We start from the raw sequence: 255 nt of genomic DNA on the forward strand, positions 1-255 counted from the left end.
CCGCTACCCACACCTCATCCCCGCACTTTTCAACGTGCGTGGGTTCGGGCCTCCATCCAGTGTTACCTGGACTTCACCCTGGACATGGGTAGATCACCTGGTTTCGGGTCTACGACCACATACTCAATCGCCCTATTCAGACTCGCTTTCGCTGCGGCTCCGTCTCTTCAACTTAACCTTGCATGGGATCGTAACTCGCCGGTTCATTCTACAAAAGGCACGCCATCACCCATGAACGGGCTCTGACTACTTGTA

General features: G+C 54.5%; 1 rRNA gene. It reads right to left on the reverse strand.

Annotation, left to right across the window (positions count from 1 at the left end):
* A 23S ribosomal RNA gene (locus tag KW850_RS32935) occupies positions 1-255 on the reverse strand; the annotation flags it as partial.

The sequence above is a fragment of the Bacillus sp. sid0103 genome, from assembly GCF_019219025.1.